The 23,616-nt window shown below is 54.1% G+C and carries 23 protein-coding genes; 16 read left to right on the top strand and 7 right to left on the bottom strand.

Features of this window, described 5'->3' with window-relative positions; genetic code table 11:
* Positions 1-27: 27 nt before the first annotated feature.
* The 4 genes from CIK78_RS13325 to CIK78_RS13310 all read left to right on the top strand — a co-directional run bounded on the left by CIK78_RS13325 (position 28) and on the right by CIK78_RS13310 (position 3,743).
* Positions 28-1,014, top strand: coding sequence for a C4-dicarboxylate TRAP transporter substrate-binding protein (locus CIK78_RS13325; protein ID WP_096280977.1), 987 nt, complete (start codon positions 28-30; stop codon positions 1,012-1,014).
* Between the two features lie 58 nt (positions 1,015-1,072).
* Entirely contained in the window at positions 1,073-1,546 is a 474-nt protein-coding gene (locus CIK78_RS13320) for a TRAP transporter small permease (RefSeq protein WP_096280974.1), read from the top strand.
* 12 nt (positions 1,547-1,558) lie between these two features.
* Positions 1,559-2,842 (top strand): TRAP transporter large permease, encoded by a 1,284-nt coding sequence (locus CIK78_RS13315; RefSeq protein WP_096280972.1) that lies wholly within the window; start codon positions 1,559-1,561, stop codon positions 2,840-2,842.
* 169 nt (positions 2,843-3,011) lie between these two features.
* A complete protein-coding gene (locus CIK78_RS13310) occupies positions 3,012-3,743 on the top strand; it encodes an SIMPL domain-containing protein (RefSeq protein WP_096280970.1) in 732 nt (243 codons plus the stop codon).
* A 17-nt stretch (positions 3,744-3,760) separates the two neighbouring features.
* Here the strand turns inward: CIK78_RS13310 and greB are convergent, their stop codons facing one another.
* A complete protein-coding gene (greB, locus tag CIK78_RS13305) occupies positions 3,761-4,291 on the bottom strand; it encodes a transcription elongation factor GreB (protein WP_096280968.1) in 531 nt (176 codons plus the stop codon).
* Positions 4,292-4,451: 160 nt separating this feature from the next.
* On the opposite strand from greB, the gene CIK78_RS13300 reads away from it, so the two are divergent.
* From CIK78_RS13300 to cysN, 6 genes are all read left to right on the top strand, one after another.
* On the top strand, positions 4,452-5,111 hold the full coding sequence (locus CIK78_RS13300; RefSeq protein ID WP_096280966.1) for a TRAP transporter TatT component family protein: 660 nt from the start codon (positions 4,452-4,454) through the stop codon (positions 5,109-5,111).
* A gap of 72 nt (positions 5,112-5,183) precedes the next feature.
* Complete coding sequence (locus CIK78_RS13295; protein ID WP_096280964.1) at positions 5,184-5,882, top strand: NUDIX domain-containing protein; 699 nt, start codon at positions 5,184-5,186, stop codon at positions 5,880-5,882.
* A gap of 39 nt (positions 5,883-5,921) precedes the next feature.
* Positions 5,922-6,368 carry a DUF1249 domain-containing protein gene (locus tag CIK78_RS13290; RefSeq protein ID WP_096280962.1) on the top strand — a complete coding sequence of 149 codons (447 nt, stop codon included), beginning with the start codon at positions 5,922-5,924 and terminating at the stop codon, positions 6,366-6,368.
* Positions 6,368-7,117 (top strand): metallophosphoesterase, encoded by a 750-nt coding sequence (locus CIK78_RS13285; protein ID WP_096280959.1) that lies wholly within the window; start codon positions 6,368-6,370, stop codon positions 7,115-7,117. The genes CIK78_RS13290 and CIK78_RS13285 overlap by 1 nt, the downstream gene beginning before the upstream one ends.
* Before the next feature lie 206 nt (positions 7,118-7,323).
* Positions 7,324-8,286 carry a sulfate adenylyltransferase subunit CysD gene (gene cysD / locus CIK78_RS13280; RefSeq protein WP_096282383.1) on the top strand — a complete coding sequence of 321 codons (963 nt, stop codon included), beginning with the start codon at positions 7,324-7,326 and terminating at the stop codon, positions 8,284-8,286.
* Positions 8,287-8,299: 13 nt separating this feature from the next.
* The gene (cysN, locus tag CIK78_RS13275) at positions 8,300-9,742 is read left to right on the top strand and encodes a sulfate adenylyltransferase subunit CysN (protein WP_096280957.1); all 1,443 of its coding nucleotides are present in this window, start codon (positions 8,300-8,302) and stop codon (positions 9,740-9,742) included.
* Positions 9,743-9,849: 107 nt separating this feature from the next.
* On the opposite strand, the gene CIK78_RS13270 is transcribed toward cysN, so the two are convergent.
* The 3 genes from CIK78_RS13270 to CIK78_RS13260 all read right to left on the bottom strand — a co-directional run bounded on the left by CIK78_RS13270 (position 9,850) and on the right by CIK78_RS13260 (position 12,208).
* Positions 9,850-10,659, bottom strand: coding sequence for a substrate-binding domain-containing protein (locus tag CIK78_RS13270; protein ID WP_096280955.1), 810 nt, complete (start codon positions 10,657-10,659; stop codon positions 9,850-9,852).
* 101 nt (positions 10,660-10,760) lie between these two features.
* Complete coding sequence (locus tag CIK78_RS13265) at positions 10,761-11,507, bottom strand: ATP-binding cassette domain-containing protein (RefSeq protein WP_096280953.1); 747 nt, start codon at positions 11,505-11,507, stop codon at positions 10,761-10,763.
* The gene (locus CIK78_RS13260; RefSeq protein WP_096280951.1) at positions 11,504-12,208 is read right to left on the bottom strand and encodes an ABC transporter permease; all 705 of its coding nucleotides are present in this window, start codon (positions 12,206-12,208) and stop codon (positions 11,504-11,506) included. Before CIK78_RS13260 ends, CIK78_RS13265 begins: the two co-directional genes overlap by 4 nt.
* A 258-nt stretch (positions 12,209-12,466) precedes the next feature.
* Between CIK78_RS13260 and CIK78_RS13255 the strand changes: the two genes are divergently transcribed.
* Entirely contained in the window at positions 12,467-13,591 is a 1,125-nt protein-coding gene (locus tag CIK78_RS13255) for a phosphatase domain-containing protein (protein WP_176483440.1), read from the top strand.
* 45 nt (positions 13,592-13,636) lie between these two features.
* On the top strand, positions 13,637-14,311 hold the full coding sequence (locus CIK78_RS13250) for a zinc metallopeptidase (RefSeq protein ID WP_096280949.1): 675 nt from the start codon (positions 13,637-13,639) through the stop codon (positions 14,309-14,311).
* 58 nt (positions 14,312-14,369) lie between these two features.
* On the opposite strand, the gene cmoB is transcribed toward CIK78_RS13250, so the two are convergent.
* Complete coding sequence (cmoB, locus tag CIK78_RS13245; RefSeq protein ID WP_096280947.1) at positions 14,370-15,377, bottom strand: tRNA 5-methoxyuridine(34)/uridine 5-oxyacetic acid(34) synthase CmoB; 1,008 nt, start codon at positions 15,375-15,377, stop codon at positions 14,370-14,372.
* A 1-nt stretch (position 15,378) separates the two neighbouring features.
* On the bottom strand, positions 15,379-16,122 hold the full coding sequence (cmoA, locus tag CIK78_RS13240; protein ID WP_096280945.1) for a carboxy-S-adenosyl-L-methionine synthase CmoA: 744 nt from the start codon (positions 16,120-16,122) through the stop codon (positions 15,379-15,381).
* A 98-nt stretch (positions 16,123-16,220) separates the two neighbouring features.
* Here cmoA and pgi point away from each other — a divergent pair, with 98 nt between their 5' ends.
* The 4 genes from pgi (at position 16,221) to serB (ending at position 23,129) form a co-directional block, all read left to right on the top strand.
* Positions 16,221-17,903, top strand: coding sequence for a glucose-6-phosphate isomerase (gene pgi, locus CIK78_RS13235; protein WP_096280943.1), 1,683 nt, complete (start codon positions 16,221-16,223; stop codon positions 17,901-17,903).
* 138 nt (positions 17,904-18,041) lie between these two features.
* Positions 18,042-19,937: a DNA topoisomerase IV subunit B gene (gene parE / locus CIK78_RS13230; RefSeq protein ID WP_096280941.1), complete on the top strand. Its 1,896-nt coding sequence runs from the start codon at positions 18,042-18,044 to the stop codon at positions 19,935-19,937.
* A gap of 6 nt (positions 19,938-19,943) precedes the next feature.
* On the top strand, positions 19,944-22,196 hold the full coding sequence (parC, locus tag CIK78_RS13225; protein WP_096280939.1) for a DNA topoisomerase IV subunit A: 2,253 nt from the start codon (positions 19,944-19,946) through the stop codon (positions 22,194-22,196).
* 3 nt (positions 22,197-22,199) lie between these two features.
* Positions 22,200-23,129, top strand: coding sequence for a phosphoserine phosphatase SerB (gene serB / locus CIK78_RS13220; RefSeq protein ID WP_096280937.1), 930 nt, complete (start codon positions 22,200-22,202; stop codon positions 23,127-23,129).
* 68 nt (positions 23,130-23,197) lie between these two features.
* Here serB and CIK78_RS13215 read toward each other — a convergent pair whose 3' ends face one another.
* The gene (locus tag CIK78_RS13215; RefSeq protein ID WP_096280935.1) at positions 23,198-23,584 is read right to left on the bottom strand and encodes a Na+/H+ antiporter subunit G; all 387 of its coding nucleotides are present in this window, start codon (positions 23,582-23,584) and stop codon (positions 23,198-23,200) included.
* Positions 23,585-23,616: the final 32 nt, after the last annotated feature.

Genomic DNA, 23,616 nt, shown 5'->3' with positions numbered 1-23,616 from the left:
AGTTAAACAAAAAAAGTGGAGTACTACATGCGCCTTAATAAACTCACTCTTGCTATTACGCTTGCGACCGCAACCAGTATTGGCATTGTTAGCACCGCGAATGCCAGCACGGTGATTCGCGTGGCTTATGGCAACCAGCCCGGCGAGCCGGTGGACGTTGCTGTCAACCAGTGGGCCGAATGGGTGAACGAGGCTAGTAACGGTGAGCTGGAACTGAAGGCGTTCCCCGCAAGCCAGCTAGGCTCGGAAACCGATGTAATGGAGCAGGCGCGGTTTGGCTCAGCCATTATTTCGATTACCGCCTACAGTAATTTTCTTGACTCGGTGCCTGATCTGGCTGTTTTAGATGCGCCGTATTTAAGCGAAGACTTCGACTCTAAGCTCAAGGTTTTTGACTCCGAGTGGTTTGCTGAGCAAATGACCCTGCTGCAGTCATCCGGTTACCACATTGTCATCCCTAATGCGGTGTATGGCGTTCGCCATTTGCTCACACGTGAGCCGGTTAATACGCCGGAAGACCTCGACGGTGTAGGCGTGCGTGTGCAGAACTCGCAGATGTATGTTGAAGCGATTCGCGCCATGGGCGCAACTCCGACGCCTATGTCGCTGGGTGATGTCTATCCCGCCTTGGCTCAGGGAATGGTCGACGGTGTCGAAAACCCGGCTGCCGTGCTTTACGGCGGAAAATTTTATGAAGTGGTCAAGCACCTGAGCTTAACGGCGCATATGCATACCGTCGCGCCTTTCGTTACCGGCCAAGCCTTCTGGGAACAGCTTGATGAAGAGCAGCAGCAAATTCTGACTGATACAGGCCAGCAAATGGCTGAATACCTGGCTGAGCTTGTTGCTGAAGATAGTGAGCAGGCGCTGGAGAAACTGCGTAGCGAAGGTGTGGAGATTCACGAAATAGATACCGCTCCTTTCCGTGAGCGGGCAGCCGAGCAAATTCCCTCCGCTTTTCCGCAGTGGACTGACGGTCTTTACGACGATGTCTACAAGATTATCAACGGCTGATTAGCGTGTGATTTTATGGCTCCCCAGCGTGCCGGGGAGCCTAATCGAGGAGGCTGGTATGAAGCGTATTTTTACGTGGCTGGATCGGGTCATGCGCCTTGATGAGGTTATCGCCACCGCCGCTGTTTTTGCTCTTTTCCTGGTGGCTATTAGCAACATATTTATGCGCTATCTATTTGGTTCGCCGCTGGCATGGACAGAAGAGATACTCCAATTGCTGCTGGTCTGGGCCACCTTTTTAGGCGCTAGTGCGCTGGTAAGGCGCCGTGAGCATGTGTTTATCAGCTTCGTTACCGACAAGCTTCCACCTCGCTTAGCGCATTGGAATGAGCAGGTGTTCAGCGTTGGCATCATTTTGATCAGTGCATTGGTCATGCTGTATTGGGGAACTCAGCTGCTCAGCTTCTCAGCGTTTCGCAGCACGCCGATGCTGCAAATTCCCTATTACTGGATTCACGTAGCCATCCCTGTCAGTGCGGTGGTGATGATTTATCACTGTGTGGTCCGGCTGATTCAGCGACATACACCATAGGAGCTCAATCAAATGGCTGTGAGTATTGCTATTGGCGCACTGTTTTTACTGTTTCTTGTAGGGACGCCCGTCGCCTTCGCGCTGTTTTTTTCTACGTTTCTTTACTTCATTGTCGGGGCCGATCAGCCGACGATGTTGCTGATTCAACGTCTGGCAGGGGGCTTGGAATCCGTATCGTTATTAGCGATACCATTTTTCATTATGGCCGGCGTGTTCATGAACTATTCCGGCATTACGGACCGGCTGCTTAAATTAGCAGAGCTGCTTACACGGCGTATGCACGGTGGTTTGGCGCAGGCCAACGTTCTGTTAAGTACCTTTATGGGCGGGCTGTCTGGCTCTAACATTGCCGATGCCGCAATGAACTCAAAACTGCTGGTGCCTAGCATGACCGCTAAAGGCTATCCCAAGCCTTTTTCCAGTGCAGTGACGGCAGCTTCGTCGTTAATTACTTCTACTATCCCCCCGGGTATTGCATTGATCGTCTATGGCTACGTCAATAACGTATCGATTGGGCGGTTATTTCTGGCGGGGGTCGTGCCCGGCGTGTTGATGGCCATCAGCTTAATGGTCTTGGTGTCTTATTTATGCCGTCGGAATAACTATCAGCCGCCTGAGCGCAGCAAAGTGACGCGCCATGAATGGGTTAGCGTCACGCGGGCCGGTATCATCGCCTTAATGCTGCCGCTGGTTGTGATCGGGGGGATTCGTATTGGTGTCTTCACGCCAACTGAAGCTGGCGCTATTGCGGTGCTCTATGCGCTGATTGTGGGTGTCTTTGTTTACAAGCAGATGTCGGTCAAGAGTATTGCGCTGGCCACCAATGAGTCACTGTTGGCATCGGTCAATGTGCTCTTTATCATCGCTGTCGCTTCGGGCTTTGCACGTTTTCTTACCTGGGAGCAGATCCCTCAAGAAATCGCTATGCTGCTGTCTTCAGAGGTGGGTAGTGCCATTGTCTTCCTGCTGTTGGCCAACTTGCTGCTGCTGGTACTGGGAATGTTTCTGGAGGGCAACGCAATATTGATTGTGCTGTCGCCGTTATTAGCCCCTGTGGCCGCTCAGTTCGGCATCGATCCGGTTCACTTTGGTATCATTTTTATCATTAATGCCACGATTGGAACCATAACGCCGCCCTTGGGCACCGTCATGTTCACTACCTGCAGCATCACCGGCGTCAAGGTTGCGGACTTTATACGTGCGGTCATGCCATTCTGGATGGTGATGGTAGGCATACTGCTACTGACCACCTTTGTGCCAGCGATCTCTCTTGCCCTGCCCGCGTTAGTTTTCTAACCGCTCTGTTTATATCCCCCGCTTGTTTAAATAGATAAAGGCGCAGAAGATTCTTCTGCGCCTTTATCCTTGAAATTGCCACATTCAACCACCGACGAAACAACCGTTCGGGTCTATGATGTGTCATACGCATTGGACGATTTAACAGACGTGAGTCGAGGTGGCCGTTATGACAGGAAACGTTCGAAATACTGCGGTTCTGGGCAGTGCTGTTTTGCTAGGCGGCCTTCTCGCGTTAGGGCTAGTATGGAGCGGCAGCTACATCAAAGGTGCCGCTGAGGTATGGCAGCAGTCGTCGCGTAGCGTCACCGTGCGAGGGTTGGCCGAGCGAGACGTCGAGGCCGACTTGGTATTGTGGCCGTTTAACTACACGGTGAGCGCCAATAGTTTAAGCGATCTAGAGCAGCAGCTAAGCAGCGGCGAGGGGGCGATTCGAGATTTTCTCCAGGCTCAAGGCTTCGCCCCAGAGCATGTGAGCTCGACACCGCCACGCATTACTGATCAGTACAGCAACCAGTACGGTGGAGGCCAGCGCCCCGATGAGCGCTATCGTGCTGAGGCGACGCTGCTGCTGCGCTCACCCGACGTTGAGGGCGTGATTGAAGCGATTCCTAACGCGACCTCGTTAGTGCGAGAAGGCGTACTGCTTTCACCTAGCTACGAATACCGCACGGAATTTCTGTTTACGGGCCTGGATGCCATTAAGCCAGAAATGATTGCGGCCGCAACGGCAGATGCGCGTAACGCTGCACAGCAGTTTGCTGAAGATTCGGGTAGCCAAGTGGGTCAGATACGCCAAGCGACCCAAGGCTACTTTTCGATTGACGATCTAGATAGCTACACGCCGCAAACCAAGCGCGTGCGCGTTGTGACTACGGTCGACTACTCGCTTCAGGATTGAGCCTTACAGCGTTGCTATTAGCCGGTGTAATCGATGACGGTGATGGTATAAAACGTATAGCCGTTAGGCGTAAGCACCTTCGCTTCTTCACCGACCTGCTTACCTAGTAGTGCTTTGGCCATGGGGGCATCGATACTAATCCAGCGCTTTTTGGTATCGATCTCATCGTGGCCAACAATTCTAAGATGTACCTGCTCACCTTTTTCATCTTCCAGGCTCACGTAGGCACCAAAAAATACTTTGCTGGTGTCGGCGGGCAGGCGGTCGACAATTTGCAGCTCATCCAAACGTGTCGTCAGGTAGCTAATACGCGCAATCACGCGATTTAGCTCTTTCTTATTGTAGGTGTAATCAGCGTTTTCACTGCGATCGCCCTGAGCGGCAGCTTCGCCGACTTTGGCAGAAATTTCCGGGCGTTTAACGCGTGAAAGGTGATCTAAAATAGCGCGTAAGCGTGAAGCGCCCTCGCTGGTAATCAGGTTGCTCTTAGGGGCTTGACGCGGATCTTTTGCTGGATCGCGCCAGCGGGTCATGTTGCGGCCTTTCATTACCGGTTCCCTATTATGTATCGAGCTATCTACCTTACGTTAATTGCGGGAAGCATACCAAGCAACATGCGACTGGCGAATCATTCAAACGTTCGTTACATTGTTGGAGAGGCCCGCCGTTGTTAGGTCTCCACGGGACAACAATAATTTAGGAGCATGTATGCGAACTCTGTCTTTTGCACGTCTACCTTTAAAGCGTTCATTAATGGCCATCCTCATTGGCAGCGCGCTTACGCTGTCACCTCTTGCCGCCACGGCCTTTGAAGGCGAGCTGTTCTCGCTGAAGAATCGCTGGGAACATACCGTTACCGACATGCCCGCGAATGAGCGGGAAAGCACGCTGAAGGCGCTGGCGGCAGAGGCGGGGCAGTTGGCGGAGCAACAGCGCGATAACGCCGACGTGCTGGTTTGGCAGGGCATTATATTGGCGTCTTATGCCCGTGAACGGGGCGGTTTAGGTGCACTGGGCACCGCGGGCGATGCTCGTGATGTGCTTGAACGGGCAATTGAGATTGATCCCCAGGGTAGCAACGGCTCGGCTTATGTCACCCTAGGTGCTTTATACGACCGTGCACCGGGGCGCCCCATCGGTTTTGGTAATAGCGATACCGCCGAGCGGATGTTCCAACGTGCTTTAGAGATTCGCCCAGACGGCATTGATGTTAATTATTACTACGCTGCTTTTCTAAAAGAAGAGGGCAATGAACAGGCCGCGCGGGAGCATGCACAGCGCGCGGTGGAAGGTACCGCCCGCGATAGCCGACAAGCGTCTGATGAAGCCTTGCGCCGTGATGCGCAGGCAATGCTAAGCGAGCTTTAACCTATCGCCTGAATTGGCATTCCCAGTGGCAAGCATTGATAATAGCGTCATTATCATCACTGGGAGTGCCTCATGGCGACCCGCTCTAAGAACGTATCTTCTCCAGGCTCCGCGCAGCCAGCCGCTCCTTTTAAGAACACCACGCTTAGCGTTGCGCTGTTAAATAGCGACGACGTTGAGCTGTTCAAGCGTGAAACGCTGCACCAGGGGTTTTTTCGCCTCGATGGGCTAGAGCTTCGTCACCGCCTATTTGAAGGCGGTTGGAGCGAGCCTATGCGCAGAGAAGTGCATAGCCGCTTTGATGCGGTAGGGGTGCTACTCTACGACCCAGAGCGCGATTCACTGGTGTTAATCGAGCAGTTTCGTGCGGGCGCCATTGACGATGCTTTATCGCCATGGAAGTTAGAATTTGTGGCCGGCTTAGTGGAAAAAGGCGAGTCGCTGGAAGACGTTGCCCGCCGAGAGGCGTGGGAAGAGGCAGGCTGTAAAGTGACGGAGCTAACCAAGCTGCACACTTATTACCCCAGTCCCGGTGCCTGCAACGAGCAAGTGACATTATTTTGTGGTTTGGTAGATACCCAAGGATTAGGCGGCATCCATGGGTTAGATGAAGAGCATGAAGATATTCGTGTCCACGTGGTGCCCTTTGCTAATGCTTGGGAACTCTTGGGCCTGGGAAGACTCGACAACGCCATGTGTTTGATTGGGCTACATTGGTTAAATAGCCAACGAGCGTCGCTGCGAGCTGCGTCACAGCGGGCGTCGACCTAACGTAAAATACATGCAAAAGCGAAAAAACGAGGAGTGAACATGGCGAGAACGGCCTATGTCACCGATTTAAAATCGCTCCAGGGGGAGTGCAGCGCCAACTACTTACGCTTGGTGCGCCTGGTCGGCGATATGGAGGCCGGCCAGCGACGTGATATCGCCCTGCGGGGAGATAAGCAGCATTTTGGTGACTTACATCTTTATATTCATGAGCAGGCGCCTTACACCACGATGGTGGATGTTTTTCAAAGCGGGCCGCTAGATACCGTCATGGAAAGCCCGCGTATGCGCGTGCATCTTTATCACGATGTACGCATGGCGGAAGTGACCGATTTTCAACGCGAGCGCCATTTCAACGGCCGCTATCGGTATCCCAATGCCCGCATGCATCAACCGGATGAAAAGCTTCAGCTAAATCGCTTTTTAGGTGAATGGTTGGCCCATGGCCTTGCCCACGGCCACAGCATTGACGTGCCGGAGATTCCCTAATGCGCCTTGTGCAAATTACCGATGCCCACCTTTACGCTGATATCAATGCGCGTTCTCGGGCGGGCGTGCCCTGGCGGCAGTTTCAGCAGGTACTAAGCGCGGTGGCGGATGAGCAGCCTGATATCGTGCTATTCAGTGGCGATATCAGCCAAGACGAGTCCGCCGCTTCTTATGCCTTAGCGGTTCAGGCCATGGACACTCTGCCGTGCCCCTGGTATTGGCTGCCCGGCAATCATGATCAGCTGGCGCTAATGACCGCCGAGCGCCCGCTGATTGAGGACGTAGCATGTGGTGCATGGCGTTTGCTGCTGCTTAATACGCGCGTGGAGGGCAAGCCTTTTGGGGAGCTGGGCAACGAGCGGCTAGCGGCATTAGACGAGCAGCTAAAATCAGATGATCGGCCGACGATGATTGTGATGCACCACCCGCCGGTGGACGTTGGCGCCGCATGGATGGACGCCATTGGTCTGCAAGACCGAGAAGCGTTTTGGCAGCTGCTGAGCGCGTATCCTCAGGTTAGGATCATCCTGTTTGGCCATGCACACCAAGCCTATGCCCAGCGCCATGAAATAAGCAGCCATGAAATAGGCGTTCATGAAATAGGCGTCTATGGCTGCCCAGCAATGGCCGATCAGTTTTTACCGGGGGCTGAGTATTTTGCTATTGATGAAGCGTCACGCCCCGGCTATCGGGTAATCGACTTAGAAGGAATCGAGTGGCAAACCTGGGTCGAGCGCGTTGCGGTATAGCGATTTTATGGCTATGAATATCTTGATAGGCGATAAAGATATAAAAAGATAGTTATTAATTCTTTTGGGTTATTATGAACTCGGCGTTACCCTACCTGCATTCGAACGTACATTTTAAGAACGTACACTGTATTTAATAGCTTGTACGACGAGCTAGTTCTTGCGAGGTATGGGCCATGACCCAATTTTCTACACTGTCCTCAGAGATGCCGTCTTCCAAGACGGTATCTTCAGCGCCGCTGCGCGAGGTTTCTGTTACACCTGACGCCGCGCGCTTGACCCACCTTAAGCAATTAGAAGCTGAGTCTATCCATATCATTCGCGAAGTGGCGGCTGAGTTTTCCAACCCGGTCATGATGTACTCGATCGGCAAAGATTCTTCGGTCATGCTGCATCTAGCGCGCAAAGCTTTTTATCCCGGTACGCCGCCATTTCCGCTGATGCACGTGGACACCACGTGGAAATTTCGCGAGATGATCGAGTTTCGTAACCGCATGGCGGCAGAGGCGGGTATGGAGCTGATCGTGCATACCAATGAAGAGGGGCGGGCTGCCAATATCAACCCGTTCGATCACGGCAGCGCCAAATACACCGATATCATGAAAACTCAGGCGCTCAAGCAAGCGCTAGACAAGCATGGGTTTGATGCCGCTTTTGGCGGCGCGCGCCGGGATGAAGAGGCGTCGCGTGCCAAAGAGCGCGTTTACTCATTTCGCGACAAATATCATCGCTGGGACCCTAAAAATCAGCGCCCTGAACTGTGGAATGTGTATAACGCCAAGGTCAATAAAGGCGAGTCAATCCGGGTGTTTCCGCTTTCCAACTGGACCGAGCTGGATATCTGGCAGTACATCTACCTAGAGTCGATCCCTATTGTGCCGCTTTACTACTCGGCCAAGCGCCCGGTGGTCGAGCGCGACGGTATGCAGGTGATGGTTGACGACGATCGCCTGCCGCTGGCGCCAGGTGAAGTGCCGGAAGAAAAGTCTGTGCGGTTTAGAACGCTTGGCTGCTATCCACTGACCGGTGCCGTGGAATCCGAAGCCGCGACGCTTCCAGAAATAATTCAAGAGATGCTGCTGACCCGAACGAGCGAGCGAAGTGGCCGTGCTATTGACCGCGATCAAGTCGGTTCGATGGAGAAGAAAAAGCGCGAAGGCTATTTCTAAAGGAGTAGGGCCAATGTCACATCAATCGAATTTAATCGCTGACAATATCGAGCAGTATCTGCACGAGCACGAAAACAAAGACCTGCTGCGTTTCATCACCTGCGGCAGTGTCGACGACGGAAAATCTACCCTGATTGGGCGTTTGCTACACGATTCGAAAATGATCTTCGAAGATCAGCTGGCTGCCATTACCCAAGCCTCTAAAATCAATGGCACCACCGGTGATACCGTCGATTTGGCGTTGTTAGTGGATGGCTTGCAGTCAGAGCGCGAGCAGGGCATCACGATCGATGTGGCGTACCGTTTTTTCTCCACCGATAAACGCAAGTTTATTATCGCCGATACGCCGGGGCACGAGCAGTACACGCGCAACATGGCCACCGGTGCCTCAACGGCAAGCCTGGCGATTATTTTAATCGATGCCCGCTACGGCGTGCAGACGCAAACTCGTCGCCATAGCTTTATTGCCGACCTGCTGGGTATCCAGCATTTGGTGATTGCGGTCAATAAAATGGATTTGGTGGGTTTTTCCGAGCAGCGTTTTAACGAAATAGTGGCTGAATACCGCGCGTTTGCCACGAACCTTCAGGCGCCGGACATTCGCTTTGTGCCTATGTCCGCGCTTAATGGCGATAACGTGGTTAATCGCAGCGAGCAAACGCCCTGGTATTTCACCGCCGACTACCAAGGAAAAACGCTGATTGAGCTACTTGAAAGCGTTGAAATCAGCCGTGATCAGAACCTCAGTGATCTACGCTTGCCAGTCCAGTACGTGAACCGTCCAAATCTTGATTTTCGCGGCTACTGCGGCACCTTAGCAGCGGGCGTATTGCACTCTGGGCAAGCTATTAAAGTGCTGCCTTCGGGTAAAGTGTCCACGGTGGCAAGAATCGTGACCTTTGATGGCGATCTCGCGACGGCTTATCCAGGCCAGGCAATTACCGTTACCTTGGAAGATGAGATCGATATTTCACGCGGCGACTGGATCGTGGCTGCGGAAAGCGAGCTGCCGCTCTCAAATACCTTTAAAGCCGATATTGTCTGGATGCAGGAAGAGGCATTAACCCCCGGCAAGCTTTACGATTTCAAGCTAGCAACGCGCGATCTTTCCGGCCAAGTCAGTACTATTGATTATCAAATCGATGTGAATACGTTAGAGAAGCATGCCACGGACTCGCTCGGGCTCAATGCTATCGCTCGTTGTGACGTTGAATTGACCGCCGCTATTCCAGTTGATGATTATCGCACCAGCCCTGGTACTGGCAGCTTTATCATCATTGATCGGCTGACCAACGTGACTGTCGGTGCTGGAATGATTAGGGGAGCCGCCGGTGAACCTAGCGTTGCGGCCAATGCAACCGATTGGGCCGCCTTTGAACACGACCTCAATGCGCTGGTTCGAAAGCATTTTCCCCATTGGGAAGCTAACGATATTAGTAAGCTGTTAACGCGATAAACTGCCAGCGGCTATTAATAAGTAGCCCTAAAGCGCAGCTGTTAAAAGTGGTATACAGCAAAACGGCACGCCCTGAGGGCGTGCCGTTTTGTTTAGGCGGGAAAGGGTTACTCAGCGTTAGGGAAAAACAGTTGCTGCCCATCGACTTCGAAATCGGCAATCGCTTGCTGACCTTCTTTAGAGACTAGCCATTCGTGCCACTGCGCGGCGAGATCATGCTTCAAGTGCGGGTGACGTTCTGCTGAAAGCAGCAGGCTACCGTATTGGTTGAACAGCGCCTCGTCACCTTCAAACAGCAGCGTTAAGTCCTGCGGGTTTTCAAACGCAACCCAGGTAGCGCGATCGGTGAAGGTGTAAGCATCCATTCCCGCGGCGGTGTTTAGCGTGGGCCCCATGCCGCTGCCCAGCTCACGATACCACTCACCTTGCGGTGTTATTCCAGCGTCTTCCCACAACCGTAGCTCTGCGCGGTTGGTTCCGCTATCGTCACCGCGCGAGGCGAAAGGAGATTCGCTTTCAGCGATTTGCTGCATGGCATCGACAACCGTTTCGCTGTCACTAATGCCGGCGGGGTCATCACTGGGGCCCACAATCACGAAATCGTTGTACATCACATTCAGGCGTTCCGTAGCGTAACCGTCGGCCACAAACTGCTCTTCACCTGCCGTGTCGTGAACCAACAGGCTATCGGCATCGCCACGACGACCTATTTCGAATGCTTGACCGGTGCCTACGGCCACGACGCGTACGTCTATTCCGGTTTTTTCAGTAAACGCGGGAATAATGGCGCCAAACAGGCCCGAGTTCTCAGTAGAGGTCGTCGAGGCAAGCGTAATGTAGCCATCATCTGCTAGCAGCGTGCCGCTCCACGTTAGGCTTAGAGCGCCAGCGGTTATCAGTGCGGTAGTCTTATTCATTGTAGTGCTCCTTGAGCGCTGCTCATCATTGCCAGGATTTATCCATGCTGTATTTCATCAATGCTATGGTTCATCAGTGCTAATGTGAAGCAAAGCCAGCGTTACCAGACCAGCTCGCCGCGAATAAACGCACTTGCTTCGCGGGAGGCGGGTGCGGAAAAAAACTGCTTGGCGAGGGTGTGTTCAAGCAAGTGCCCGTTATGCAGAAACACGACGTCATCGGCTAAGCGGCGTGCTTGGTGCAGGTCATGGGTGGACATCACAATGCGTGTGCCTCGGCGATGAAACTCGAGCACTGCATCTTCAACGGCCTTGATGGCCGCGGGGTCTAGTGCGGAGGTAGGCTCATCGAGAAACAGTACCTGCGGATTCAGCAGCCAGGCCCGCGCTAGCGCTAGTCGTTGCTGCTCCCCGCCAGATAGTACCCGCGCAGGGCGCTGCGCTAAATGCGCTAAACCAAACTTATCCAGTGCCTGCATGGCCTGGGCTTTGCGAGAAATACTGTGACCTGCTGTGCGGTTGAGCGCTGGCCGCAACGTTTTGTTAATGGCGAGGACATAGGTGAGATTATCAAGCGCTGAGCGACGTAGCAGCACTGGGCGCTGAAATACCATGGCCTGAGTAGGGGCTGTGCCTTGCCAACCCACAGCACCGCTGGTGGGGGGCAGTAAGCCATGAGCTAGGCGCATTAGCAGGCTTTTTCCTGCACCGTTCGGGCCCATGATCAGCGTACGCTGGCAGCCCGATAGGCGAAGCGTGGTGGGCTTTAGTAACGTATGGCCACGATGCGTGAACGCAGCGCCGTCAAATGCAAGCGTCGCCACCGGAGGTGGTTGGCTTGCATTCATCCCAACCTCTTTTTGGCCGTTTCGCCGATCATGTGCGCGATAGCGTTAATCATCGTCACCAGGATGAGTAAAATAATCCCTAAGCCGAGCGCCATGGGCAGATTGCCCTTGCTGGTTTCTAAGACAATGCTGGTAGTCATCACGCGAGTGACGCCATCGATATTGCCACCTACAATCATGACCGCGCCTACCTCTGCGCTGGCGCGGCCAAAGCCCGCCAGAATGACTGTTAGAAGCCCAAAGCGCGCATCCCACAGCAGCGTTGGAATCATGCGTGGGCGTGTCAGTCCTAATGATTGCAGCTGCTCGGCATACTCGCCATGCAGCGTTTCAATCTGCTGGCGGGTCAGTGCGGCGATGATGGGCAGTACTAAAATGACCTGAGCGATAACCATGGCGGTGGGCGTAAATAGCAGCCCCCAGCTGCCTAATGGGCCGGCGCGTGAAAGCAGTAGATACACGCACAGCCCTGCTACGACGGGTGGCAGTCCCATTAATGCATTGAGGACGATGATAACGGCATTACGCCCTGGGAACCGCCAAAGGGCGAGAGCTGCACCTAAGGGCAACGCTAATAGGCTGGCGATCACTACCGCCATGAGTGATACCTGCAGTGACAGCATCACGATGGAAATGAGCGCGCTGTCCATGCTCAGAATGAGAGCGAGGGCAGTGCTAAAGGCATTGTCACTGGTTAGCATAGTGGCTGGTTGGCATGGAACGTAGGCATCATTCTTATGTGTAATTAAGCATGATGTACTGAACAGCCCATAATTGCACACCCGACGGGCATTAATTGTGCATCGTTATTCATCAGCGTTATGCGATTAGCAGGAGTGCTTGACGCTGTTACTATATACGCCAAACTGATATTGGACGGCTGCCGTCTATCATCACGAAAAGGAATGCATGATGAATCAATCATTGAATGGCCCCGTTTACGCTGGTCAACACGCTTGATGGGCTTAATGCGCCGGTGGGCAAGCTTTGTAAAAAGGGTAGTGCACATTATTGCCAAGCCTATTAAGGGCGACAGTGGCCGTGGTGGCATGGTGGTTCACCCCTATCGAGGTTATGGCTCGCAGAATGAAGTGTTTGTCATGGGGCGAGTCTTTCGTCAGGCTGCCTTAGGCCGCGCTATCCCTCGGCATGGAATGCTGCGTGATACTGCCGACGTTGCACGCCGGATTTTTCGTCGCGGTCTGGCCAATGCCCAGGTTGAAATTCATCTTGGCGAAAATCAACTCTGTGTTGGCACCGATCGGGATGGCTACTTCGACATGCATCTGCCGATCAGTCATACCCTGCCTATTGATGTATCGTGGCATCGTGCCGATATTCTGGTCCATTGCCAGGGCGAGATGCCGGTACGTACTCACGTTGAAGTCTACGTACCACCGCCTGAAGCGGACTTACTGGTGATCAGTGATATCGACGACACCGTCATGTTCACCGGCGTGGCGGAAAAGCTTAAAATGCTTTATCGCCTGTTTGTAAAAAAACCTCACCGCCGTACTGCATTTCCCGGCGTAGCGGCGCTTTATCAAGCGCTACATCGTGGCGCTAGTGAACGCATCGAAAGGCCCATTTTGTATGTCTCCCGCGGACCTTGGGCAATTTACGAAATGCTTGAAATCTTTTTTCAGATTAACCGTATCCCCGTCGGTCCTATTCTGTTTCTTCGCGAGTGGGGGATCTCTTGGCGCCGCCCCTGGCCGCGTCGTGCAGAAGACCATAAGCGTGATCTGATCGACCGAATGCTTACCCTTTACAATGATATGCCGTGTATTTTAATCGGCGACAGTGGGCAGCACGATCCAGAGGTTTATATCGAGATCGTGAAAGCCTACCCGCATCGTATTAAGGCTATCTACATCCGGCGAGTTGATAAAGACCCTGCGCGTGAAGAAGCTATTCAGCGGCTGCGTGATGAGCTGGCCGGTACCGAGTGTGATTTGGTACTAGCTGCCGACAGCGTGCTGATCGCTGAGCATGCCTACGCTCAGGGCGATATTTCCGCCCATGGCTTAGCGGCGGTGAAGCGCGATGTTGAAGAACATCGCAACGATCCTGATCCTACCTAAACAGCTTGGGGCACTGAGTCTTCCTCTGCATCTGCGGTGATTGCCATGGTCGTTGTGTTAATCGTGCTGGCGCTGGCTATTTTTGTGCTCCCGAATGTATGGGCTAAATGGGTGCTCAAACGACATACGCGTGGCCGGGATGACTACCCTGGAACGGGGGCTGAACTTGCTGAACACTTGCTGCGTCGACTAGGCGTTCAGGGCGTTAACGTAGAACGCACTGAATATGGGGATCATTACGACCCAGAAGCGCGCTGTGTGCGTCTTTCGCCTGATCATTATGATGGCCGATCGCTAACGGCGGTGACAGTGGCTGCCCATGAGGTTGGTCATGCTATTCAGCATCATCAAGGCTATTCACCGCTGCTGGCACGCAGCCGTTTAGTGGGGGTCGCCCAAAAGGCTGAGAAGCTTGGCGCTATTTTAATGATGGCCGCGCCTTTTCTATTCCTATTAACGCGGCTGCCTGGCGGGCTGGCAATCGTGGTTGTATTGGCGGTGATCAGTTTCGGCACCGCCGCGCTGGTGCATCTAGTGACGCTTCCAGTGGAGTTTGACGCAAGCTTTAACCGCGCGCTGCCGCTGCTGAAGGAATACGTGCCGCCTAATGACATGGCCGGTGCGCGGCACGTGCTTACCGCCTGCGCCTTTACCTATGTCGCGGCATCACTTGCCAGCGTGATGAATCTGGGTCGCTGGCTGGTGATTTTAAGACGCTGAGATTAGCCGGTTTTCTTGATAATAGTTTATTAAAAAGGGCTTGTTGAAAATGACATGCCTAGAAAGGCTTATTAGCCAAAATCACCGCCCTGCGTGGTGCAGGGTAGCCTTCTATGGTACGAGTGCGGTCGTTGGGGTCAAGAAAATCCGCTAGCGACTGGTAAGTCATCCACTCGGTTGAGCGCTGCTCGTCAAGCGTAGTGACTGCCTCATCAACAACGCGCACGTTGGTAAAGCCACAGCGCTCCAGCCAGTGGCACAGCGCTTTTGATGAAGGCAGAAAGTAGACATTTGGCATCGCGGCGTAACGCTCGCCGGGAACAAACACCGTTTGCTCATCGCCTTCCACGACCAGTGTTTCCAGCACCAGTTCGCCGCCAGGCGTCAAGGCTGCTTTAAGCTGCTGAAGATGTTCAAGCGGGGCGGGGCGATGATAGAGCACGCCCATAGAGAATACCGTGTCGAAAAAGCCTAGATTCTCGGGCACATCTTCTATGCCGACGGGTAAAAACTGCGTTCTCCCGCCGTCGGCATCGCCTACAAAGTGGCGAACCGCCTGAAACTGCCAATAAAAACGTGGCGATGGATCGATAACGAGTACGAACGCTGCGCCGGCCCCGGCCATCCGCCACGCGTGATAACCGCTACCCCCTCCGACATCCAGCACCTTGCGATACTTTAGCGGCGCCAAATGCGGTAAGACTCTTTGCCACTTCCAGTCTGAACGCCACTCTGTATCAATATGAATCCCGCCCAGCTGAAAAGGGCCTTTGCGCCATGGCGCGAGCTTTTTAAGTAGATTAAAGCATTGGCGCTGTTGGCTATCATTGAGTGCGAGCTCAACGCTGACGGTATCGCTGTTGAGATCAACGTTACGCTCGCGAGGCAGCGCGGGCAGTTTGGCAACGGCCTTTTCCCAGGCGGGAAGATCGCCGTGGCGGTTGCGGTCAAGCCCCTGGGTAAGCTGATCAGGCAGTTTGGCGAGCCAGGCGGTGAGCGACGGGTCTATGACCGCTTGATCCAAAAAAGCTTGGTAAAGGGCGCGATGATGCTCGGGTAAATCCACCTCAGCCCTCCTTAAACGCGATCAGCGAAGCAAAGTTCAGGTACTGAAACCACGTTACCGAACGGGGAAACCCTGCTTTTGCTAAACGCCCGTGAAGCGCATCCAGAGTATCCGGCACCAGCACGTTCTCAAGCGCGGTGCGCTTCTGGCTGATTTCTAAGTCGCTGTAACCATTGGCACGTTTAAAGTCGTGGTAGCGTTCAACGCGCCAGGCGTTGTCGCGTTCGTCTGCGTCCACGGTTTTTTCTGAAAGAATTAGCACGCCGCCGGGCTCTAGCGCTGCGTAAAGTTTCGCTAACAGGGCATCGCGATCAGCCGCGGGAAGAAACTGCAGCGTAAAGTTGAGAATGATCAACCCAGATGGCGCATACTCAAGCGTGCGAATATCGGCCTCTTCCACCTGCATGGCGTGATCAGAGCACTCTACAAGGAAGGTTTGGCGTGCCTGGCTTACCATGGCGGGTGAAAGGTCGATCCCGGTATAGCGAAAAGCGTCTGGTTCCAGTGTGCCTGCCAGGGCAAGCCCTGAAGCGCCAAGCGAGCAGCCTAAGTCATAAACGTGGGCGCCATGGCGCAAATGGCGCTGGGCAATCAGACTCAGCATGCCAAGAATTTGCCCGTAGCCAGGCACCGATCGACGAATCATGTCAGGAAAGCACGCGACCACCTTTTCATCGAATGAAAACCGCGCTACTCGGTCAAGGGGTGTCGAAAAGATAGCGTCACGGTAAGATGCATCACTCATGGGCAAGCCGGGATCATGGATAGGGCGTCATAGTTTACCCGCCCTGATATGTCTATAACAGACCCTGCTGCATGGATCGACGCCACTGGAGATATCACATGGCCTCAGCATCAAGCGCTACTCCCGATATGTTACCCGCTTGGCAGACGTTGAAGCATCATGCGCAAGCGCTGCAGAACGTTCACTTGAAAACGCTGTTTGGCACCGAGCCTTCGCGGTGGGAAAGCTTCACTCGCCAAGTGGCGGGCTTAACGCTGGATCTTTCCAAGCAGCGTTGGGATGACGATACCCTAGAGCATCTCTTTACGCTGGCCACTGAAGCGGGCGTGCCTTCGGCGATAGAGGCATTGCTTAGCGGCAAGCGTGTGAACGTCAGTGAAAATCGGCCCGCTTTGCATACGGCGTTGCGCTTGCCCGCCGATGCAACGCTGGACGTAGAAGGGGATGATATCGTTGCCGCGGTGCAGGAAAGCCTTGCCCAAATGGAAAGCCTGGTCAGCCGTTTGCACGCCGGGCAGTGGCGTGGCGCGACCGGCAAGCCGATTCGCGATGTCGTCAATCTAGGTGTGGGCGGCTCTGACTTAGGCCCATTGATGGTAACCCACGCTCTGGCTGACTTTCGCCCCAAAGGTATTCATCCCGTAGAAGTGCACTTTGCTTCCACGATGGATGGCTCGCAGCTTGCCGACTGCTTAAGCCGCTTAAATCCTGAAACGACCATTTTTGTTTTGTCCTCTAAGTCGTTTACGACGATCGACACACTGTCTAACGCCAATACTGCCCGTGAGTGGCTCTTGGGTCGGTTAACGCAGCATGGTTCGACGCCTATTAGTGCTGAGATGGTTGTGCGCCAACACTTTATTGGCGTTTCGGCGAGCCCGGATAAAATGACCGAATGGGGCATTACGCCAGACCATCAGCTAACCTTCTGGGAGTGGGTCGGCGGCCGCTATTCGCTGTGGGGCACCATTGGACTGCCGATTGCACTCGTAGTGGGGATGGATAATTTTCGCGAACTCCTAGCCGGTGCCCATGCCATGGATCGGCATTTTGCCGAAGCGCCTATGGAAGATAACTTGCCCATACTGCTTGGGCTGGCCGGCATCTGGAATGTCAATTTTCTGGACATTCGCGCGCACTCTATTTTGCCCTACGACGGGCGGCTGGAATATTTCGCGGCCTATCTCGAACAGTTAGAAATGGAATCCAACGGTAAGTCGGTGACCCGCCAAGGCCAGCCAGTTAACTACTCCACCTGCCCAGTGCTCTGGGGTCAGCTAGGTCCTAATGCTCAGCATGCGTTTTATCAATTGCTACATCAGGGCACTCAGCCCGTCGTATGCGACTTCATTGCGCCGCTTAAGCGCTATGATGAAGTAGAAGACCCGGATACCCGTCGTGACCTTAAAACCCAGCACCGTTTATCGCTGGCTAACTGCTTTGCTCAGTCGCGTGTGCTGATGCTGGGTGATGACGCTTTAGAAGACGACGGGCCACGTCCGGAGCACAAACGCTATCGTGGCAACCAGCCTTCGACTACGGTGCTGCTTGACCAGCTAACACCATTCACGCTGGGGGCGCTCATCGCGCTCTACGAGCACAAAGTATTTGTTCAAGCGGTGATTTGGGATATCAACCCCTTTGACCAGTGGGGCGTAGAATTAGGTAAGAAAATTGCCACGGATACGCAAAAAATTATTGATCATCAAGGTGATATTTCACTCATGGATGCTTCTAGCCGCGGCCTGATTGAGGCGTTTTGGGCCGCTGAGCAAGAATAAGTAATGGCCCTGCCACCGTGCGGCAGGGCTACTCTGACGCTTTGCCAATAAGCATGGCTAGATATACAGCTTTTTGCTTTTCAGCTATCCTGTGTTTCTTTGCCAGCTGCCAGCACTTTTTTCAGGAATCGACGTTACATGACCCAGTTTGATGCCTCTCAGTACGGTGCGAGTTCCATCGAAGTCCTGTCCGGGCTCGAACCGGTACGTAAGCGTCCCGGTATGTATACCGACACCTCACGCCCCAACCATCTTGTTCAGGAAGTCATTGATAATAGCGTCGACGAAGCGCTGGCAGGTCACGCCTCAATCATCAACGTTGTGCTGCAAAGCGATGGCGGGATTGAAGTGCAGGATAACGGCCGAGGTATGCCTATCGACCTGCATCCAGAACACGGCGTATCGGGCGTTGAACTGATATTTACCAAGCTTCACTCAGGGGGTAAGTTTTCCTCCACAAGCTATCGCTTCTCGGGTGGCCTGCACGGCGTTGGGGTGTCGGTGGTTAACGCGCTCTCTCGTCGATTAGACGTAGAAGTGACCCGTAATGGCGCGCGCCACGCCATGGCCTTTGAGTTTGGTGAGAAGGTCGAAGAGCTGCATGAAATTGGCAAAGCGCCAAAGAGGGCGAGCGGCACTCTGGTGCGTTTCTGGCCAGATGAAAGCTATTTCGATAGCCCCAAATTAGCCCTAACGCGGCTGAAACATTTGCTGCGTGCCAAAGCGGTGCTTTGCCCAGGGCTAAAAGTTACGCTAGTAGAGCCGGATGGCACGTCCTCCGAGTGGGAGTTTGCTGACGGCCTGCGTGATTATTTGGTAGAAGCAACGGACGGTTATGAAGTGCTGCCCCGCGAGCCTTTTGTTGGCCACTTCAATGATGATGAGCACGGCGTTGACTGGGCAATTCAGTGGCTACCCGAAGGCGGGGAGGCGCTGTTGGAAAGCTACGTGAACTTGATACCCACGCCCCAAGGCGGCACCCACGTAAACGGGTTTCGTTCCGGCCTGCTGGACGCGCTGCGCGAGTTTTGCGAATACCGCAGCCTGCTGCCTCGTGGCATCAAACTTACCGCTGATGATTTGTGGGAACGCACCTCGTTTGTGCTCTCGGTGAAAATGCTCGACCCGCAGTTTGCCGGACAAACCAAAGAGCGGCTGTCTTCGCGAACCATTGCAGGCTTTGTGTCGGGCGTTGTCAAAGACGCTTTCTCACTGTGGCTAAACCACCACGTCGATCAAGCCGAAGCGATTGCCGAAATGGTGATTAGCGCAGCGCAAAATCGCCAGAAAAAAGCCAAAAAAGTGCTGCGTAAAAAGGTCACGTCCGGCCCCGCACTGCCCGGTAAGCTGGCCGACTGTTCCGGGCAAGACCCCGCGCAAAGCGAGCTGTTTTTAGTGGAAGGCGACTCTGCCGGCGGTAGTGCCAAACAGGCGCGCAACCGTGAAACTCAGGCAATCCTGCCGCTGCGCGGTAAAATTCTGAATACCTGGGAAGTCGAGACTCATGACATCTACAGCTCTCAGGAAGTCCACGATATTGCGGTCGCCATTGGTGCTGACCCCGGCAGCGACGGCCTGGATAAACTTCGCTACCACAAAATTTGTATTCTCGCCGATGCCGACTCCGACGGCCTGCACATTGCCACGCTGCTGTGTGCGCTTTTTGTTCGTCATTTCCCAAGCCTGGTAGACGCCGGGCACGTTTATGTCGCGATGCCGCCGCTTTACCGCATCGATCTAGGTAAAGAAGTGCATTACGCGCTAGATGAAAGCGAAAAAGCCGCGATTCTTAAACAGCTGGCCAGTAAGCGCGGTACGCCTAACGTGCAGCGTTTTAAAGGCCTGGGTGAAATGAACCCGTTACAGCTACGTGAAACGACGATGGCGGTGCAAACCCGTCGACTGGTTCAGCTCACGTTGACCGAAGGTGACGGCACCATGGAAATTATGGATATGCTGCTGGCCAAAAAGCGTGCCGGTGACCGCAAAAAGTGGCTGGAAGATTACGGCAACCTCGCAGACATTGAGGTATAACCCCCGATGACCATGGATATTCAAGTAGCAGAGGGCGACGTCGAACGTTTGTCCCTGCGCGACTATACCGAAAAAGCCTACCTCGACTATTCGATGTACGTGATTCTCGACCGTGCGTTGCCCAATGTGGGCGACGGCATGAAACCCGTGCAGCGGCGAATTATTTACGCCATGCGCGAGCTGGCGCTGCACGCTAGTGCTAAGTATAAAAAGTCGGCGCGTACCGTCGGCGACGTGCTGGGTAAGTTTCACCCTCATGGCGACAGCGCTTGCTATGAAGCCATGGTGCTCATGGCACAGTCGTTTAGCTATCGCTATCCGCTGGTAGATGGTCAGGGCAACTGGGGCAGCCCCGATGACCCTAAGTCGTTTGCCGCCATGCGTTACACCGAAGCGAAGCTTTCCAAGTTTGCCGAAGTGCTGTTAGGCGAGCTAGGCCAAGGCACCGTTGATTGGGCGCCCAACTTTGATGGCACCATGCAGGAGCCGTTGGTCCTGCCCGCCAAATTGCCGCACGTATTGCTAAACGGCGGTACGGGCATCGCGGTGGGTATGGCCACCGATATTCCGCCGCATAACGTAGCTGAAATTGTCGAGGCGACCTGTCATCTGCTGCGTAATCCAAAGGCGACCACCGCTGATTTAATGGAATTCGTGCCCGCGCCGGATTTTCCTACTGACGCGGAAATTATCACCCCGCCTGCGGACCTGCGTAAGCTCTATGAATCAGGCCGTGGCTCGGTGAAGCTACGTGCGCGCTATATTCGTGAAGAAGCCAATATCGTTATCACCTCGGTGCCTTATCAGGTTAGCGGCGCCAAGGTGCTTGAGCAGATTGCTGCTCAAATGCAGGCTAAAAAGCTGCCCATGGTGGCCGACCTGCGCGATGAATCGACCCATGAAGAGCCAACGCGCTTGGTGATTGAACCGCGCTCCAGCCGCATTGACGTTGAGTCGCTGATGGCGCACCTGTTCGCCACGACCGATCTAGAAAAGAACGTACGCGTGAATATGAACGTGATCGGCCTGGACGGTCGGCCACGGGTGATGCCGCTGCCTGAAATGCTCGGCGAATGGCTGCAGTTTCGTCGCAGCACCGTACGTCGGCGTTTAGAGCATCGATTAGGTAAAGTCGAAGACCGCCTGCACATCTTGGAAGGCCTGCTGACTGCCTATCTGGATCTCGATGAAGTAATCCGCATCATTCGTGAGGAGGATGATCCCAAGGCTTCGCTAATTTCCACGTTTAGTCTTTCTGATCGACAAGCAGAAGCCATTTTAGAGCTGCGCCTGCGTCATCTGGCCAAGCTCGAAGAGATGAAAATTCGTGGCGAGCAGGATGAGCTGGAAAAAGAGCGTAAGTACTTGCAGGGTTTGCTGGGCAGCGAAGCTAAGCTCACCACGCTAATTGAAAAAGAAATTCGCGCCGCCGGTAAAGAGCACGGCGATGCGCGCCGCTCACCGCTCGTTGAGCGTGAAGAATCCAGGGCGCTTTCGGAAGTAGAGCTGCTGGGCGCTGATCCCATTACCGTGGTGTTATCAGACAAAGGCTGGATTCGAGCAGCCAAAGGGCATGATATCGATCCCGAGGGGCTTTCCTATAAAGCGGGTGATAGTTTCCAGCTTGCGGCGCGGGGCAAAACCAATCAACCGCTGGTCTTGCTGGATGATACCGGCCGTGCCTATACGCTGTCAGCGCATAATCTTCCCAGTGCTCGGGGCCAGGGTGAGCCGGTGACTGGGCGCGCCAATGTGGCGGCTGGGGCGAAAATGGCGGGGTTGATGTTTGCACCGCCCGAGCGGCGTTTCGTGCTGGCCACTGACGGCGGCTATGGTTTTGTCGCTAGGCTCGATACGCTCACCGGTAAAAACAAAGCCGGTAAAGCGGTACTGAGCCTGCCCAAGGGCTGTAACGTGATGGCGCCGATTGAGGTGCCGGAAGGTGAGGAGCTGTGGGTTGCTTCGGTATCAAATGAAGGACGTTTACTGCTCTTCCCCTTGGCTCAATTGCCCGAGATGTCCAAAGGCAAAGGCAATAAAATGCTCGATATACCTGGCCCTAGAGCGGCACGCCGGGAAGAGTTTGTATGCGGGATTGTGGTATTAGCTGCCAGCGATGCACTGATGCTGCATGCCGGTAAGCGCAAACTGACGCTTAAAGCCGATGACTTGGCCTATTACCGCGGTGAGCGCGGACGGCGTGGCAGTAAACTACCGCGCGGTTTCCAAAAAGTAGATCGTTTAGAGGCAGGGGAATAAGTAATGGCACGCGGTAATTTTATTCTAACCGCCTTAGGGTCGCGTTTGACTGTGGATATTCAAGCGCAGGTAGACGCCTTAGTGGCACAATTTGGCCTTGAGCAGAAAAGTACCCAGCGGCTTGCCGATGCCTCACTGCTACAGAGCGACATAATTGATTGCATCGAGTACCGCCTGGTCGGTGACAGCGTTGATATTGAGGCGGTACGTAAAGCAGCATTAGCACTGGGTGAGACTCTAGGCGTGGATGTCGTCATCCAGGATGATCTGCGTGGCCAGGTTCAACCACGCTTGATCTGCTTTGACATGGACTCCACGCTTATCAAAGCTGAAGTGATTGACGAGCTTGCGCGTCGTCACGGGGTAGGAGACGAAGTCGCTGCGATTACCGAGCGCGCCATGCGTGGTGAGCTAGATTTTCAGCAGAGCTTTCGCGAGCGCATGAGTAAGCTAGCCGGTTTGGATGAGTCGGTGCTGGCGGATATCGCTAAAGAACTGCCGCTGATGGATGGCGTTGTACGTTTGATGGCCAACCTAAAGCGCTTGGGTTACCGCACGGCGATTCTCTCCGGCGGCTTTACCTACTTTGCTCGCTACTTGCAGGAGACGTTAGGCTTCGACGAAATCCATGCTAACGAACTGGTGATTGAGAAGGGTAAGGTGACCGGTGACGTTCGCGAGCCTATTGTCGATGCCGAGCGCAAAGCGGAGCTATTAGCCGCCATTGCGGAGCGTGAAGGCTTTACCTTGAATCAAACCATTGCGGTGGGCGATGGTGCGAACGATCTAAAAATGCTCGCTAGTGCTGGCTTGGGCGTCGCGTTTCATGCCAAACCCGTGGTGCGTGCCCAGGCACGTCAGGCAATCTCAACGCTAGGCATTGATGCGTTGCTGTACGTGATGGGCTATCGTCAGCAGGATTTAACGCCTTAAAATGCATATAAGACGGTGCTTTTCAGCACCGCCTTATGTCGTTGGTGCGAGACGCTATGGGATTGCTTTTAACCATGGCCCTTGTCGGGATGTGGCACCGGTTTTTCGCCGACTTCTTCGATCTTCAGTTCCAACGGTTTGCCCTGGGTTTTATCGGTATGTTTTAAGCGCATGTGCAGGCCGGATTTAGCCAGCAGGTGGGCGCTCACGGGGGCAGTGATAAACAAAAATAGCGTAATGAGCATCTCTTGAATATCCGGCTTACCGTCCACGCTCCAGAAATACAGCATCGAAGCAATCAGCATGCAGCCGATACCTAGCGTGGTGGCTTTGGTAGGGCCGTGCAGGCGCATATAAAAATCGTGTAGGTGAGCCATGCCCAGCGAACCGATAAAAACGAACACACCGCCCGCGATCAACAGCAGTGAAATAATCCCTTCCACTATTATCGACATAGCCACTGCTCCCTGTTGTCGGCGTCCATTAT

The sequence above is a fragment of the Halomonas sp. JB37 genome, assembly GCF_002332255.1.
In the GTDB taxonomy this organism is placed as follows: domain Bacteria; phylum Pseudomonadota; class Gammaproteobacteria; order Pseudomonadales; family Halomonadaceae; genus Vreelandella; species Vreelandella casei.
This window is presented reverse-complemented; position numbering and strand designations above follow the sequence as displayed.

Bases quoted from the DNA above. Each gene is read 5' to 3' on its own strand.
- cysD (WP_096282383.1), top strand. From the start codon at position 7,324: ATGCCGTCTTCCAAGACGGTATCTTCAGCGCCGCTGCGCGAGGTTTCT.
- CIK78_RS13270 (WP_096280955.1), bottom strand. From the start codon at position 10,659: ATGAATAAGACTACCGCACTGATAACCGCTGGCGCTCTAAGCCTAACG.
- CIK78_RS13285 (WP_096280959.1), top strand. From the start codon at position 6,368: ATGCGCCTTGTGCAAATTACCGATGCCCACCTTTACGCTGATATCAAT.
- CIK78_RS13300 (WP_096280966.1), top strand. From the start codon at position 4,452: ATGCGAACTCTGTCTTTTGCACGTCTACCTTTAAAGCGTTCATTAATG.
- CIK78_RS13265 (WP_096280953.1), bottom strand. From the start codon at position 11,507: ATGAATGCAAGCCAACCACCTCCGGTGGCGACGCTTGCATTTGACGGC.
- parC (WP_096280939.1), top strand. From the start codon at position 19,944: ATGACCATGGATATTCAAGTAGCAGAGGGCGACGTCGAACGTTTGTCC.
- cysN (WP_096280957.1), top strand. From the start codon at position 8,300: ATGTCACATCAATCGAATTTAATCGCTGACAATATCGAGCAGTATCTG.
- CIK78_RS13325 (WP_096280977.1), top strand. From the start codon at position 28: ATGCGCCTTAATAAACTCACTCTTGCTATTACGCTTGCGACCGCAACC.
- CIK78_RS13295 (WP_096280964.1), top strand. From the start codon at position 5,184: ATGGCGACCCGCTCTAAGAACGTATCTTCTCCAGGCTCCGCGCAGCCA.
- CIK78_RS13320 (WP_096280974.1), top strand. From the start codon at position 1,073: ATGAAGCGTATTTTTACGTGGCTGGATCGGGTCATGCGCCTTGATGAG.
- CIK78_RS13215 (WP_096280935.1), bottom strand. From the start codon at position 23,584: ATGTCGATAATAGTGGAAGGGATTATTTCACTGCTGTTGATCGCGGGC.
- CIK78_RS13315 (WP_096280972.1), top strand. From the start codon at position 1,559: ATGGCTGTGAGTATTGCTATTGGCGCACTGTTTTTACTGTTTCTTGTA.
- pgi (WP_096280943.1), top strand. From the start codon at position 16,221: ATGGCCTCAGCATCAAGCGCTACTCCCGATATGTTACCCGCTTGGCAG.
- CIK78_RS13310 (WP_096280970.1), top strand. From the start codon at position 3,012: ATGACAGGAAACGTTCGAAATACTGCGGTTCTGGGCAGTGCTGTTTTG.
- CIK78_RS13255 (WP_176483440.1), top strand. From the start codon at position 12,467: ATGGGCTTAATGCGCCGGTGGGCAAGCTTTGTAAAAAGGGTAGTGCAC.
- cmoA (WP_096280945.1), bottom strand. From the start codon at position 16,122: ATGAGTGATGCATCTTACCGTGACGCTATCTTTTCGACACCCCTTGAC.
- greB (WP_096280968.1), bottom strand. From the start codon at position 4,291: ATGAAAGGCCGCAACATGACCCGCTGGCGCGATCCAGCAAAAGATCCG.
- parE (WP_096280941.1), top strand. From the start codon at position 18,042: ATGACCCAGTTTGATGCCTCTCAGTACGGTGCGAGTTCCATCGAAGTC.
- serB (WP_096280937.1), top strand. From the start codon at position 22,200: ATGGCACGCGGTAATTTTATTCTAACCGCCTTAGGGTCGCGTTTGACT.
- CIK78_RS13250 (WP_096280949.1), top strand. From the start codon at position 13,637: ATGGTCGTTGTGTTAATCGTGCTGGCGCTGGCTATTTTTGTGCTCCCG.
- CIK78_RS13290 (WP_096280962.1), top strand. From the start codon at position 5,922: ATGGCGAGAACGGCCTATGTCACCGATTTAAAATCGCTCCAGGGGGAG.
- CIK78_RS13260 (WP_096280951.1), bottom strand. From the start codon at position 12,208: ATGCTAACCAGTGACAATGCCTTTAGCACTGCCCTCGCTCTCATTCTG.